We start from the raw sequence: 13,603 nt of genomic DNA, 5'->3' as shown, positions 1-13,603 counted from the left end.
TGCCCTGCGCACCCACCGTAGACTGGAGGCGACCCCGACCTTGGAGATCCATGTCACGCTTTTCCCTCGCGCCCCGCGTCCGCTATCTGCTGGCGCGTGCCCGCCGCATCGACGTCGCCTCGGTCATCGAGAGGGCCAAAGAGGCGTCGTCCCAGCATGGCAAGGCCGTGCCGCTCGTGGTCGTCGACATGCTGTGGTCTGCCGGCCGTCACAACGTCGGGTTCCAGGACTACATCGACTACGACTTCGCGATCCTCAACAGGGCGGAGCGCGACACGTTCATGACCCACCCGGTGTCGAACGAGATCTCCCAGAAGTACGACCACCCGGACTACCGTCACCTCTTCCATGACAAGGCGGAGTTCAACGCCGTGTTCGACGCCTTCCTCAAGCGCGAGTGGATGCTCATCACCGACGGCAACGCAGACGAACTGCGCGACTTCACCGAGCGCCAGGGCACGATCGTCGTCAAGGAGACCCACGGCCAGGCCGGCACCGGTGTGCACCGCTACCACGCCGCCGACGTCACCGATTGGGATGCGTTCCACGCCGAGCTCCTCTCGAAGAAGCAGGTGCTCGTCGAAGAGGTCATCCGCCAGCACGCCGACCTCGCAGCCGTCTGCCCCGGCACCGTCAACACCACGCGCATCACCGCCTTCTTCGACGGCGAGAAGACGCACATCCTCGCGATGGCGCAGAAGTTCGGGCGCGGTGCGGTGAGCGACCAGATGAGCTTCGGCGGCTTCTACACGATGCTCGACGAGAACGGTCACTCTGTCGGCTCCGGGTACGACTCGCACGGCCACGTACACGTCACGCACCCGGACTCCGGCTTCCCGATCGCCGATTTCCAGCTGCCCATGATGGATGAGGTCCGCGAGTTCGTGGATCAGGTCGCTCGCGTCGTGCCGCAGATCCAGTACGTCGGCTGGGATGTCGTCGTCACCCCCGACGGTCCCGTTCTGGTCGAGGGCAACTGGGGTGCAGGCGTGTACGAGAACAAGCCGAGCGTCACCGGGATCCGCACCGGACACAAGCCGCGCTACCAGGCCGCGATCGGCTTCTGACCCCGCGCAAGACACGAAGAAGGCCCGGATGCCGAGCATCCGGGCCTTCTTGCTGTCTGGGTCCCTGAACCCGAGTCCCTGAGCCTGTCGACGGGTGGAGGGTCAGACCTCGCGAACGATACCCATCGGGGTCGACTGCGTCGCCTGTCCGAGCGGGTTGTCGCCGAGGATCTCGACGAGCCGACGCTCGCCCGCCTTGTCGAGCGTCGAACCGAGGATGTTGCCGCCGATGTCGTTGATGTCGACGACGGCCACTTCGAGGTTTCCGCCGAGCATCTTCTTCAGGCGCTCCGCGACGCCGCGGGGGTCCTTCGGGCCGAGCACGACCGCCTGGTTGTACGGCGGGATCGTGTTCTTGGTCGGACCGTCGATCGCACGCGCCTTGTCGCCGGCGATGCGATAGAAGTCTCCGCGACGGCCGAAGGCTTTGGTGATGACCGAGACGCCCGCGGCGAACAGGATCCGCAGCGTGCCGCACTCGCGCAGTGCCATCTCCATGGTCTCGGGCATTCCGAGACCGATGCCGTAGGAGGTGCGGACGACGTATCGCGAGAGGAAGCGCGCGAGAGGGCGCGGCGAGATCTCATCGAGTCGGTACGACCGGCCCTGCGTGATCGCGACGATCTTCTCGGTCACGAACAGCAGGTCGCCCGGCTGCACCGCATCCTTCGCGTACTCCATGACGACCGAGTCGAGATCATCGTTCGGCATGACCACGCGCGTCCGCAGCGGGATGCGCGCGTAGCTCTTGCCGTCGACGCTCGCCTCGAGCGCTTTGCCCTCGTTCGCCTGCATCACTCGAGGTAGTCCCGCAGCGACTGCGAGCGGCTCGGGTGGCGGAGCTTCGCCATCGTCTTCGACTCGATCTGACGGATGCGCTCACGCGTCACGCCGAACGTGTCACCGATCTGATCGAGGGTCTTGGGCTGACCGTCACCGAGTCCGAAGCGCATCCGGATGACACCGGCCTCGCGCTCGGACAGCGAGTCGAGCAGCTGCTCGAGCTGACGCTGCAGCATCGTGAAGCCCACGGCGTCGGCAGGGACCACGGCCTCGGTGTCCTCGATGAGGTCACCGAACTCGCTGTCGCCGTCTTCGCCGAGCGGCGTGTGCAGCGAGATGGGCTCGCGGCCGTACTTCTGCACCTCGACGACCTTCTCGGGCGTCATGTCGAGTTCGCGGCTGAGCTCTTCAGGCGTGGGCTCGCGACCCAGGTCCTGCAGCATCTGGCGCTGCACGCGGGCCAGCTTGTTGATGACCTCGACCATGTGCACCGGAATGCGGATGGTGCGGGCCTGATCGGCCATGGCGCGGGTGATCGCCTGACGGATCCACCAGGTGGCGTACGTCGAGAACTTGAAGCCCTTGGTGTAGTCGAACTTCTCGACCGCGCGGATCAGACCGAGGTTGCCCTCCTGGATCAGATCCAGGAACTGCATGCCGCGACCGGTGTACCGCTTGGCGAGAGAGACGACGAGACGCAGGTTCGCACCGAGCAGGTGGCTCTTCGCGCGCTGGCCGTCACGGGCGACCCACTGCAGGTCGAGTCCGAGCTGGCTGGCCTTCTCGGCCGCAGTCATCGTGGAGAGCTTCTCCTCGGCGAACAGTCCGGCCTCGATGCGCATCGCGAGCTCGACCTCTTCGGCCGCGTTCAGCAGGGCGACCTTTCCGATCTGCTTCAGGTAGTCCTTGACAGGGTCGGCGGTCGCGCCGGTGATCTGCGTCGAGTAGACGGGCACGTCTTCGTCGTCGTTCGACGAGATGACGATGGCGCCGGTCGGCAGAGGCTCGGTGAACTTCGGCTTCGAGTCCTCGTCGTCCTCGTCGGGCTCTGCGGCGGGAGGAGTCTCGTCGTCTTCGACGATGTCTTCGGCCTTCTTCTTCTTCGCAGGCGCGCGCTTGGCGGCGGCCCGCTGCGCAGCCGTCTTGGGGGCCGGCTTCTCGGCCGCCTCCTCGACGGGAGCGTCGACCTCAGGAGCGTCGGCGGTCTTCTTCGTCCGGGTCTTCTTCGTCGTGGCAGGAGTCACGTTTCGCCTTTCACGGGGCCGCTCGCAGGCCCCGGAGCATTTCGGACACTAGTAAGACCCTTGTCAAGTCCGATCTCCGGAAAGATCGATTGACAACGGGTCAGACTCCTAGTATCGCACACGTGTGGGCATGCAGGTGCAATCCGCCGAAGTTCGCGCCTTCGGTGTCAGCCCCGACCCGGCTTGTCCTCGTCGCCACTGGGACGTGAGGCGAGATACCGCTCGAGCTCGGCGGCCAGTTCGTCAGCGCTCGGCAGGTCGCGCTCGCTGAAACCCCCCTCGTCGTACGACCCGTCCTCGGGGTCACGACCAGCCATGTATGCGTCGTAACGGCGCTCGAGCCCCTGTACCATCTGCTGCAGCTCGTCGTTGCCGAGCACCTGCTCGTCGACGCGGGTGAGGTAGTCCTCTCGGCGTTCCTGCACCTCGTCGAGCAGGATCACCAGGCCGGTCGCCGCCATCAGCTTCTCGGCAGCTGCAATCACGGCATCAGGGTTCTCGGTCTCGGCGAGATAGTGCGGGACCAGCAGGACGAAGCCGACGACGCGATCGCCATGCTCGGCGAAACGGAACTCGAGGAGGTGGCCCGCGGTCGCCGGCACCTGAGTGCGCGGACGCCAGACCGAGTGCGCCACCGTGAGCTCACGTCTGTTTCCGCTCACCGTCGTGCCGATGGGGCGGGTGTGCGGAACAGGCATCGCGATCGAGTGCACCCAGTTGAGACCGGACACCTCGAACTCATCGGCGAGGTCGAGCACGGTGCGTGCGAACTCGTTCCATGCGAAGTCCGGCTCGTAGCCGGCGAGGAGAAGGAACTTCTGGCCGAGCGCATCTGTCGCGAGCGACAGCTCGAGCCGTGCGGGGCGGAACTCGGTCAGGTGATCCTGATCGAACGAGATCACCGGGCGACGCGCACGGTAGTCGAGCAGCACGTCGTTGTCGAAGACCGCGACGGGCTGAGGAGAAGTCGTCTCTCGAAGGTGCTCGATGAGCCCCGAGACCGCGTTGCCCGCGTCGGTGAAACCCGTGAGGAGCAGGACAAGGGGCAGTCCGCGCGGCACGACCGGCGCGTTCGCTACACGTTCATGGATCTCTCCGGAGAAGGGCATGAGTCAATGCTACGAGCAGCGTCGGACGGCCGGGCGGTGACCTTCAAGCTGAGAGCGAACACCCGCTCGGCGACCAGGCGCGCGACCAACCTAGGATGGAGTCATGACGCTTCCCGCGCTCTCGCGCACCTCAGATCATTTCCCCGGAAGCGCTGCAGACGCCGCAGTGCTCGTCATCCCCGAGATCTCGGACTCCACGGAGTCACTGAACGGCTATCCCGGTCTCGCCGAATCGCTGCAGGGCATCGGCTTCACGGGTTCGTCATCAGCCTTCACCCGTGCCTACGCACCCGAGGTCACGACACTGCCGTTCGCCGTCGTCGGCGTCGGGCGCGCCCCGGACGCCCAGGCCGTGCGCAATGCAGTCGGTACGGCGCTCCGCTCGTTGACCGGGTTCGAGACGGTGTCCGTGGCGCTGACTCCGGGTCTCGAAGACTTCGCAGCCGCCGCCGCAGAGGGCGCAGTGCTCGGCGGATACCGCTTCGACGGCTACCGCAGAGAACCGGGCAAGAGCCGTGCATCGTCGGTGCTGCTGCACGCAGACCTCGATGACGCCGCCATCTCGAAGTCGATCGCCGTCGGCGAAGCCGTTGCCCTGATCAAGGACCTCGTATTCGTCCCCGCCGAATGGCAGAGTCCCGCCCAGCTCGCCCAGAGCGCGGCAGACAGCGTCGCGGGCCTGGCCGACGTCACCGTCGAGATCCTCGACGAGGACGCGCTCGCAGAGCAGGGCTTCGGCGGCATCCTCGGCGTCGCGCAGGGCTCCGACAGGCCGCCACGCCTCGTGCGACTCGACTACGCACCTGCGAACGCCACACGCCACATCGCCCTCGTCGGCAAGGGCATCACGTTCGACACAGGCGGGCTCTCGCTCAAGCCGGCCGCCTCGATGGTGGGCATGAAGTTCGACATGGCGGGCGCCGCGACGAGCGCCGCCGCCGTACGAGCGATCGCCGCGCTCGGCCTGCCCGTGCACGTCACCGCGTGGCTCTGCATCACCGACAACATGCCTTCAGGGCGAGCGCTGCGCCCGGGCGACGTGATCCGCATCCTCGACGGCACGACCGTCGAGGTGCCGAACACGGATGCCGAGGGCCGCCTGGTCATGGCCGACGGCCTCGTGGCCGCGAGCCGCGAGAACCCCGACGTCATCATCGACGTCGCGACCCTCACCGGGGCGATCGTGATGGCCCTGGGCCACCGCCACACCGGCGTGTTCGGTGACGACGACGCGGTCGCAGAGTTCCTCGCGGCGACCGACGCAGCCGACGAACTGGCGTGGCACATGCCGCTCCCGGCCTACATGGAGGACTCGCTCGACTCCCCCATCGCCGACATGCAGAACGCCAACATGAGCGATCGCATGGGCGGAGCCTCGTACGCCGGGCTGTTCCTGCGCCGATTCATCGGCCGCGTCTCCGACGAGAAGGACGCGCCCCGCATCCCCTGGGTGCATCTCGACATCGCCGGTTCCGGCGAGCACAACGGTGCGCCGTACGGCTTCACCGACAAGGGCCCCACAGGAGCGATGGTCCGATCGATCATCGCGTTCGCCGAAGCATCCCACAAGGAGGCATGACCATGACCACGCACACCTTCGACATCGTCGTCCTGGGCGGAGGCAGCGGCGGGTACGCCGCAGCCCTGCGTGCGAGCGAGCTCGGCAAGTCCGTCGCCCTCATCGAGAAGGACAAGGTCGGCGGCACGTGCCTGCACCGCGGCTGCATCCCGACGAAGGCGCTGCTGCACGCGGCAGAGGTCGCTGAGCACGTGCGGGATGCTGCGCATGTCGGCATCTCGGCCACCCTGAACAGCATCGATCCGGCAGGCGTCCGGGCTTACCGCGAGGGAATCGTCGCGAAGAAGTACAAGGGTCTCGAGGGGTTGGTGAAGGCCCGAGGCATCACCACCGTCTCCGGCTTCGGCCGCCTCAACGCCGACCGCTCGGTGAGCGTGGGCGACGACGTGTACGTCGGCGCAGATGTGGTGCTCGCCACCGGCTCCTACAGTCGTACTCTCCCCGGACTCGAGATCGGCGGCCGCATCCTCACGAGCGAGCAGGCGCTGTCGCTCGACGTGATCCCCGAGCGCGTGCTGGTGCTCGGCGGTGGTGTGATCGGCGTGGAGTTCGCCAGTGTGTGGCGGTCGTTCGGCACCGAGGTCACCATCATCGAGGCGCTGCCCCACCTCGTCCCGAATGAGGACATCGCCATGAGCAAGGGGCTCGAGCGGGCGTTCCGCCGCCGCGGAATCCAGTACTCCCTCGGCATCCGCTACCAGAGCGCGACTCAGGACGACAGCTCCGTCACCGTCACGCTCGAGGACGGCAAGGAGTTCACTGCGGACTACCTGCTCGTCGCCGTCGGTCGCGGACCCGTCACGGCCGACCTCGGCTTCGAAGAGGCGGGCGTGACGCTCGACCGCGGCTTCGTCACGGTCGATCAGGACCTCCGGACCGGCGTACCCGGATTGTGGGCAGTGGGCGACATCACTCCCGGACTGCAGCTCGCGCACCGCGGATTCCAGCAGGGCATCGCGGTCGCAGAACGCATCGCAGGGCTCTCACCGGTGAACGTCCCCGACATCCAGATCCCGAAGGTCACCTACTCGAGCCCAGAGGTCGCCTCCGTCGGCGTCACGGAAGAAGCCGCCGTCGCAGAACACGGCACGGACGCCGTGGTGGCATACGAGTACAACCTCGCCGGAAACGGCAAGAGCGAGATCATCGGCACCGGCGGGCTCGTGAAGGTCGTTCGGCTCAAGGACGGCCCCGTCATCGGCGTCCACCTGCTGGGCGATCGCGTGGGCGAGCTCATCACCGAAGGCCAGCTGGCCGTCGCGTGGGAAGCCCACCCCGAGGACATCGCCCCCCTGATCCACGCGCATCCCACGCAGAGCGAGGCACTCGGAGAAGCCTTCCTCGCCCTCGCGGGAAAGCCGCTGCACGCCCTCTGAACACCAACCGGTGAACAGTTCACTAAGCTAGACACGCGTCATTTAACTTCTTGAAGGAGACTCAGTCATGAGCACATCCGTCGTCCTCCCCCCTCTCGGCGAGAGCGTCACAGAGGGCACCGTCACCCGCTGGCTCAAGCAGGTGGGAGACACTGTTCAGGCGGATGAGGGCCTGCTCGAGATCTCGACCGACAAGGTCGACACCGAGATCCCCTCGCCTGTCACCGGTGTCATCGAGGAGATCCTCGTCGCCGAGGACGAGACCATCGAGGTCGGCGCGCTGCTCGCGCGCATCGGCGACGGCAGCGCAGCTGCTCCGGCAGAGGACGCTCCTGCGGCCGCCGCCCCCGCTGCGGAGGAGGCCGCTGAGGCCGCGCCGCAGGCTGAGGCTCCTGCTGAGCCTGAAGCCGCCGCGCCCGCTGCTGCCGAGGCAGCTCCCGCAGCCGCACCTGCCGGCGACGCCACCGACATCGTTCTCCCCGAGCTCGGCGAGAGCGTCACCGAAGGCACCGTCACGCGCTGGCTCAAGCAGATCGGCGACACCGTCGAGGTCGACGAGGCTCTGCTCGAGATCTCGACCGACAAGGTCGACACCGAGATCCCGTCTCCTGTCGCCGGTGTGCTGCAGGAGATCGTCGCAGGCGAAGACGAGACCGTCGAGGTGGGCGCTGTGCTCGCTCGCGTCGGCTCCGGTGCCGCTCCGACCGCTCCCGCCCCAGAGGCACCGGCTCCTGCCGCGCAGCCGGCTGCCGCCGAGGCGCCCGAGGCGAAGGAATCGGTCTCGGAGGCACCCGTCGACAAGCCCGCAGAGCGACCTGCTGCTGAGGCGCCTGTGGCGGCCCCCGCACAGGCTGCTCCCGAGCAGGCCACCGGCGGCGCCGCGGCTGCTCCGGCTCCGGCTCCGGCTCCGGCCGAGCAGAAGCTCTCTCTCCCCACTGAGAGTGACAACCTGTATGTGACCCCGCTCGTGCGCCGTCTGGCTTCGCAGCAGGGTGTAGACCTCGCCAGCGTCACCGGCACCGGTGTCGGAGGACGCATCCGCAAGGAGGACGTCCTCAAGGCTGCCGAGAGCGCATCGTCCGCACCGGTTGCGGCCGCAGCTCCTGCTGCCCCCGCTCCGCTCGAGGTCTCGCCGCTGCGCGGCACCACCCAGCCGATGTCGCGCCTGCGCAAGGTTCTCGCCAAGCGCGCCGTCGAGTCGATGCAGCAGACGGCTCAGCTCACGACGGTCGTCGAGGTCGATGTGACCGCTCTTGCGGAGTACCGCGACAGCGTCAAGGGCTCGTTCCTCGAGAAGACCGGCGACAAGCTGTCGTTCCTGCCGTTCTTCGCTCTGGCCGCCGCGGAGGCGCTGCGCGCGTTCCCGATCGTGAACGCCACGGTCGACGGAGAGAACATCGTCTACCCGGAGTCCGAGAACGTGTCGATCGCGGTCGACACCGAGCGTGGCCTGCTCACGCCGGTGCTGCGCGACGCTGCGTCGAAGAACATCGCCGAGATCGCGCACGAGATCGCTGACCTCGCGGCACGTACGCGCGACAACAAGCTGAAGCCCGACGAGCTCGCCGGCGGCACGTTCACGCTGACCAACACTGGTTCGCGTGGCGCGCTGTTCGACACTCCGGTCGTGTTCCTTCCGCAGTCGGCCATCCTCGGCACCGGAACGGTCGTCAAGCGCCCCGGTCTGGTCAAGGTCGGCGGCGCGGATGCCATCGCCGTCCGCTCGTACGTGTACCTCGCGCTCTCGTACGACCACCGCATCATCGACGGAGCTGACGCCGCCCGCTTCCTCGGCGCAGTGAAGGCCCGCCTCGAGGCGGCGCAGTTCGCCGCTCAGCTCGGAGCCTGACCTCAGCATCATCCTGGCTGGTCCGCGACGTCGTACACGTCGCGGACCAGCCATTTCTCTGCCACCCGGACGAGCACGACCATCCTCTCCCCGTCATCGGACGCCGCCTCATCGCCGTCGCCCTGCGCCGTGGACACCCGGATCACAGCGACATCTCCGTACTCATCCACCGGTTCGACCTGCAGCGCTCCCTCGCTGCCGCCGCTCAGCGCGTCCACGACGCCGACAGACCCCTGAGCAACAGCACCCTCGCAGACCTTGTCGCCGTTCGCGCCGCAGTTGCTGATCGCGCTGATGAGCATCCGTGCCGCCTCGACGGGTTGCAAGACGCCGGCTCCGTCGCGCGGCGATCGCTCCGGCGTCACCGGATCCTGCGCCGCATCCGGCTCTGCTGAAGGTGGTGAGGGGGTGGGCGACGGATCGGCGGAGACGGGGTCGACATCCGTCGCGCGGGGAGTGCTCTTCGGGACGGCGGTGGCACCTCCCCCGCCAGGCTCCCCCGTCGCTCCGCCGGGCCAGAGAAGTCCGCCTGCGAGCACCACGGCCGCAGCCGCCGCAGCGACGATCGTTCGCCGACCACGTCTCGCGGCGACGCGGCCGTCCGGGGCGGCGCCCCCATCTGCCGCCTTCCCCCGATGGACGGATCCCCCGTCAGGGCCGCGCCCGGTTCGGCGCGAGATCCGGCGGTCGAGCGCGGCTCGCCAGGCGTAGAGGCGATCCACGAGCGCTGTGCCGATGCGCGACGACAACGCGCCGAGTCTGCTGGCCTCTCGCGGAAGCGACGCCCGGCTTCGCAGCCGACTCCGCGCGTCGGGCCGTACGACGACCGCGCGGCTCGCCGCATCAGCATCCCTCGCCAGCTCCGGCGCATGCACGTCCCGTCTCAGCGGTTTCGGAGCCGCTGTGTCGAACAGCTCAGCCTCCCACTTCTCGAGCTGCCGCACCGGCATCCCCGGTCTCGCGGTCTCTGCACCCAGCCCCTCCTCGACCACGACGAGCAGGCGAGTGAGTGCGCGATCCGCGCAGTCACTCCGCAGCCGAGCCACGAGACCCGCGGCCGCCGCTCGTGCAGTCTCGCCCGCGCCGATCACGAACGTCGGTCGCCCGTCGTCCGTGAGCCACCACTCGCCTGTCTCCTCCTGCCCCTCGGCTCTCGTGAGTTCGCCCAGACCGCGCAGAATGCTCGCAACGAGAGTCGTCGTCTCTCCGGAGGTGAGCGCGGCGTCGGCTGCGGCCCGGCGGCCGACGAACGACGAGACCCGCTCGGTGCACCACGGCAGAAGCACGTCGTGCCCGTCGGATCGCCGCACGATGTCGAGCGGCGCCGCGACGTGATCATCGCCGGCGTGCTCCCACGCTGCCCAGCCGCTGATCGCCTCAGCGTCGACCTGCACCGCCACCGACCCGCCTCGGGTGACAAGCGTGCCCGCATACGGTCCTTCGCCGGCGTCGATCCTCCTGATCACCCGATGCACACCGGGCACGAGCGTCGTCCCGCGTGGTCGCGCTTCTGTGTCTGCCATCACCCCATGTCAGCGCATCGCACAGATCGATTGTGGACGGGAGGCGCGATGTGGACGCATCCGAGGGATTCGGCGACCTGTGCAGAGAAAGATGAGCACCCGGAATCCGCCTGACGCGAACGACGCCATGAGCGCCGCGCGGAGTCGGTATTCTTATGCACATGGCAAACCGCACGTCCGCGCCCGAGAAGCGTCCGGGGTTCTTCTCCCAGATCAAGTCCCTCTTCAAGTTCACGAGGGAGATCTACCCCTGGCTGCCCTGGGCCCAGATCGCGCTGCTGGTCATCGGCGTGCTCGTCGGCCTCATCGTCGGCTACCTCATCCCGCCGTTCCAGGTGTGGACCCTCATCCTCTGGGGCATCTCGGGCCTGATGCTCGGTCTGCTCGGCGCGATGTTCCTGATGACGCGTATGTCGACCTCTGCGATGTACCAGAAGATCGACGGGATGCCCGGTGCCACGGGCCACGTGCTCAGCACCAGCCTCGGGCGTAACTGGCAGGGTTCCGAGACCCCCGTGGGAATCAACCCCAAGACGCAGGACGCCGTCTATCGCACGGTCGGACGCGGCGGCGTGGTCGTCGTCGGAGAGGGCTCACGCGGACGCCTGACCCGCCTCGTCAACGACGAGCGCAGCAAGGCCGCCCGCGTCGCGCACGGCGTGCCTGTCACCGTGCTCTACGTCGGCCACGGAGATGACGACGTCGCCATCGCCGACCTCGCCAAGACGATCAAGAAGCTTCCGAAGGTCATCGACAAGGCCACCATGGGCGCTGTCATCCGACGCATCGAGTCGGTGTCGCAGTCGATCTCCTCGCTGCCGATCCCGAAGGGCATCGACCCCACCAAGGTGAGGGCACAGCGCCCGCGTTGATCTGACGCCCGCATACGACGAAGCGCGGCCGCACCTCTTGCGAGAGGCGGCCGCGCTTCGTCGTCTCACTCCGAGAGCGGCTGACGCGGGAGGCGGCGGACCTTGGCGCGGCGGCGACGACGCTCGGGCACCATCGATCGCATCTCGTCGAGCTTGCCGAAGCAGAACAGCCGATCATCGGCCTCGAGCACGACGTGTTTGCGCGGGTTCGGGATGACCGAAACACCGCGGTGCAGCGTGAGCACTGTGATGTCGCGCTCCCAGAGCCCGGCCTCACCGAGCGTCTTGCCGACGAGGTCGACCGCGCCGTGCACCATCAGCTCGGCGACGCCATACCCTGTCGAGACCGTCAAGCGCTGGCGCACATCGATCTCGGGGAACGCCACCTGCCCTGCGATGTAGTCGATGATCGCTCCGGCGACGTCGAGCTTGGTGGCCGTCTCGATGCCCTGGAGTCCCGGCGAGGAGTTGACCTCCATGACCAGCGGGCCGTCGTCTCCCTCGAGCATGTCGACTCCGGCGACACGAAGGCCCATGATCTGAGCCGAGCGAACGGCCGCGCGTTCGTAGATGGGGTCGAGCTCGACGGCTTCGACGGAGCCGCCGCGGTGCACGTTCGAGCGGAACTCGTCGCCGGCTGCCGAACGCCGCATCGCCGCCACCACGCGGTCGCCCACCACGAGGGCGCGGATGTCGCGTCCGCGGCTCTCGGAGATGAATTTCTGGATGAGCACGTTCTGGTTGGTGGAGTGGAGGGTCTCGATGATCGCCTCTGCCACCTTCACCTGCGGTGCGAGGATCACGCCGATACCCTGCGTGCCCTCGAGGAGCTTGATGACGACGGGAGCGCCGCCGACCCTCTCGATCGCCGGCCGGACGTCCGCGCGATTGCGCACGAAGGCCGTGGGCGGCATGGCGATGTTGTGGCGCGAGAGGATCTGATTCGCGCGGAGCTTGTCGCGCGCACTCGAGATCCCGTTCGCCGTGTTCGGCGTGTACACGTCCATCTGCTCGAACTGTCGGACCACCGCAGTGCCGAAGTAGGTGATCGAGTTGCCGATACGGGGCAGGATCGCGTCATAGTCGCTGAGCTGCCGACCGCGGTAGTGCAGGTCCGGCTCATCGGCCGTGAGATCGATCGCGAATCGCAGCGTGTTGAGCACCTTGACGTTGTGACCTCGCTGGAGCGCGGCGGCGCGCAGCCTTTGGGTCGAGTACGCCTGCGGCGCGCGGGAGAGCACTGCGATCTTCACGGGGGTTTTCCTGCCAGGATGGTCGGGTGAGTAAGTCATCCCATTCAAACACCCTTATCGGGTGGCGAGAATGGGTGAGCCTGCCCGATCTCGGCGTGGACTGGCTCAAAGCCAAGATCGACACGGGTGCCCGGACCTCTTCGCTGCACGCATTTCAGATCCAGGAGTTCGAGCGAGACGGCGTGTCGTGGGTTCGGTTCCGGGTGAAGCCCTGGCAGGACAGCCAGGAGGACGCCGTGATCGTCGAATCCCCCGTGCACGACCGCCGCGCCGTGCGCAGCTCTTCGGGCCACGCGCAGCAGCGACTCGTCGTCGAGATGCTCATTCGTCTGCATGACCGAGAGGTGCTCGCGGAGGTGACGCTGAGCAACCGCGATGAGATGGGTTTCCGGATGCTGATCGGACGCGAGGCACTGCGGCAGGGCTATGTCGTCGACCCCGCGCGCTCGTTCCTCGGCGGTCGCGCACCGCGCGAGGCGAGACGCCGCAACCGCGGCAAGGAGTGATCCGCGTCAGGCGCGGATGAGAACCAGCCCGGTCACCTTGTCGTGAATGCCGCGCTGGTCGGCATCCCAGATGACCGCCGGGATGACGACGACGATGAGCAGCGTGCGCACGATCGGTCGCCACACCCCCACCCAGCCGCCGCCGAGCCGCACGACGCGCATGCCGAGGATGCGGTGTCCGGGGCTGCCGCCCGCCGTCGGGATGAACAGGATCTGCAGCAGAGCGAACACGGCCATCGGCGCGAACATCGTCAGGCCCGCCTCCCCGGGCAATGCGAACTGGTCGTACCCGAGAAAGCCCGTGGCGATGATCGTCGCAGCAACATAGTCGATGAGGAGAGCCCCGATCCGCCGTCCAGGGCGGGCGATGCTGCCCGTCCCCGTCTGCGGCATTCCGAGTCGTTCTCCGGGGTACGTGTTCACAGCATCCGTCACGTATCCA

Annotated in this window: 12 protein-coding genes; 6 read left to right on the top strand and 6 right to left on the bottom strand. The window is 67.6% G+C overall.

Annotation, left to right across the window (positions count from 1 at the left end; all coding sequences use genetic code 11):
* Nucleotides 1-50: 50 nt before the first annotated feature.
* Nucleotides 51-1,067 carry a sugar-transfer associated ATP-grasp domain-containing protein gene (locus ACLKOY_RS02170; RefSeq protein WP_363570279.1) on the top strand — a complete coding sequence of 339 codons (1,017 nt, stop codon included), beginning with the start codon at nt 51-53 and terminating at the stop codon, nt 1,065-1,067.
* Between the two features lie 102 nt (nt 1,068-1,169).
* On the opposite strand, the gene ACLKOY_RS02165 is transcribed toward ACLKOY_RS02170, so the two are convergent.
* The 3 genes from ACLKOY_RS02165 to ACLKOY_RS02155 form a co-directional block, all read right to left on the bottom strand.
* Nucleotides 1,170-1,862 carry a coenzyme F420-0:L-glutamate ligase gene (locus ACLKOY_RS02165; RefSeq protein WP_363570277.1) on the bottom strand — a complete coding sequence of 231 codons (693 nt, stop codon included), beginning with the start codon at nt 1,860-1,862 and terminating at the stop codon, nt 1,170-1,172.
* Entirely contained in the window at nt 1,862-3,094 is a 1,233-nt protein-coding gene (locus ACLKOY_RS02160) for an RNA polymerase sigma factor (RefSeq protein WP_042540194.1), read from the bottom strand. Before ACLKOY_RS02160 ends, ACLKOY_RS02165 begins: the two co-directional genes overlap by 1 nt.
* A gap of 167 nt (nt 3,095-3,261) precedes the next feature.
* Nucleotides 3,262-4,203, bottom strand: coding sequence for a proteasome assembly chaperone family protein (locus tag ACLKOY_RS02155; protein WP_290160577.1), 942 nt, complete (start codon nt 4,201-4,203; stop codon nt 3,262-3,264).
* 103 nt (nt 4,204-4,306) lie between these two features.
* Here ACLKOY_RS02155 and ACLKOY_RS02150 point away from each other — a divergent pair, with 103 nt between their 5' ends.
* The 3 genes from ACLKOY_RS02150 (at nt 4,307) to sucB (ending at nt 9,007) form a co-directional block, all read left to right on the top strand.
* Nucleotides 4,307-5,782, top strand: coding sequence for a leucyl aminopeptidase (locus ACLKOY_RS02150; protein WP_436452235.1), 1,476 nt, complete (start codon nt 4,307-4,309; stop codon nt 5,780-5,782).
* A gap of 2 nt (nt 5,783-5,784) precedes the next feature.
* Nucleotides 5,785-7,158 (top strand): dihydrolipoyl dehydrogenase, encoded by a 1,374-nt coding sequence (gene lpdA, locus ACLKOY_RS02145; protein ID WP_436452234.1) that lies wholly within the window; start codon nt 5,785-5,787, stop codon nt 7,156-7,158.
* 67 nt (nt 7,159-7,225) lie between these two features.
* Nucleotides 7,226-9,007: a 2-oxoglutarate dehydrogenase, E2 component, dihydrolipoamide succinyltransferase gene (gene sucB, locus ACLKOY_RS02140; protein WP_436452233.1), complete on the top strand. Its 1,782-nt coding sequence runs from the start codon at nt 7,226-7,228 to the stop codon at nt 9,005-9,007.
* Between the two features lie 8 nt (nt 9,008-9,015).
* On the opposite strand, the gene ACLKOY_RS02135 is transcribed toward sucB, so the two are convergent.
* Complete coding sequence (locus tag ACLKOY_RS02135; protein ID WP_436452232.1) at nt 9,016-10,530, bottom strand: hypothetical protein; 1,515 nt, start codon at nt 10,528-10,530, stop codon at nt 9,016-9,018.
* A gap of 161 nt (nt 10,531-10,691) precedes the next feature.
* Here ACLKOY_RS02135 and ACLKOY_RS02130 point away from each other — a divergent pair, with 161 nt between their 5' ends.
* Entirely contained in the window at nt 10,692-11,402 is a 711-nt protein-coding gene (locus ACLKOY_RS02130; RefSeq protein ID WP_436452231.1) for a DUF4191 family protein, read from the top strand.
* Nucleotides 11,403-11,467: 65 nt separating this feature from the next.
* On the opposite strand, the gene ACLKOY_RS02125 is transcribed toward ACLKOY_RS02130, so the two are convergent.
* Nucleotides 11,468-12,655, bottom strand: a complete 1,188-nt coding sequence (locus ACLKOY_RS02125) for a RimK family alpha-L-glutamate ligase (protein WP_363570265.1) — start codon at nt 12,653-12,655, stop codon at nt 11,468-11,470.
* A 26-nt stretch (nt 12,656-12,681) separates the two neighbouring features.
* Between ACLKOY_RS02125 and ACLKOY_RS02120 the strand changes: the two genes are divergently transcribed.
* Complete coding sequence (locus tag ACLKOY_RS02120; protein WP_436452230.1) at nt 12,682-13,161, top strand: ATP-dependent zinc protease family protein; 480 nt, start codon at nt 12,682-12,684, stop codon at nt 13,159-13,161.
* A 6-nt stretch (nt 13,162-13,167) separates the two neighbouring features.
* Here ACLKOY_RS02120 and ACLKOY_RS02115 read toward each other — a convergent pair whose 3' ends face one another.
* Nucleotides 13,168-13,554: an RDD family protein gene (locus ACLKOY_RS02115; protein WP_140038711.1), complete on the bottom strand. Its 387-nt coding sequence runs from the start codon at nt 13,552-13,554 to the stop codon at nt 13,168-13,170.
* Nucleotides 13,555-13,603 lie beyond the last annotated feature (49 nt).

Source organism: Microbacterium sp. K2 (genome assembly GCF_051365005.1).
Lineage (GTDB): Bacteria > Actinomycetota > Actinomycetes > Actinomycetales > Microbacteriaceae > Microbacterium > Microbacterium foliorum_B.
The sequence above is the reverse complement of the archived record's forward strand: the minus strand, read 5'-3'. Positions and strand labels throughout refer to the sequence as shown.

Bases quoted from the DNA above. Each gene is read 5' to 3' on its own strand.
- ACLKOY_RS02170 (WP_363570279.1), top strand. From the start codon at position 51: ATGTCACGCTTTTCCCTCGCGCCCCGCGTCCGCTATCTGCTGGCGCGT.
- lpdA (WP_436452234.1), top strand. From the start codon at position 5,785: ATGACCACGCACACCTTCGACATCGTCGTCCTGGGCGGAGGCAGCGGC.
- ACLKOY_RS02150 (WP_436452235.1), top strand. From the start codon at position 4,307: ATGACGCTTCCCGCGCTCTCGCGCACCTCAGATCATTTCCCCGGAAGC.
- ACLKOY_RS02155 (WP_290160577.1), bottom strand. From the start codon at position 4,203: ATGCCCTTCTCCGGAGAGATCCATGAACGTGTAGCGAACGCGCCGGTC.
- ACLKOY_RS02130 (WP_436452231.1), top strand. From the start codon at position 10,692: ATGGCAAACCGCACGTCCGCGCCCGAGAAGCGTCCGGGGTTCTTCTCC.
- sucB (WP_436452233.1), top strand. From the start codon at position 7,226: ATGAGCACATCCGTCGTCCTCCCCCCTCTCGGCGAGAGCGTCACAGAG.
- ACLKOY_RS02165 (WP_363570277.1), bottom strand. From the start codon at position 1,862: ATGCAGGCGAACGAGGGCAAAGCGCTCGAGGCGAGCGTCGACGGCAAG.
- ACLKOY_RS02135 (WP_436452232.1), bottom strand. From the start codon at position 10,530: ATGGCAGACACAGAAGCGCGACCACGCGGGACGACGCTCGTGCCCGGT.
- ACLKOY_RS02115 (WP_140038711.1), bottom strand. From the start codon at position 13,554: ATGCCGCAGACGGGGACGGGCAGCATCGCCCGCCCTGGACGGCGGATC.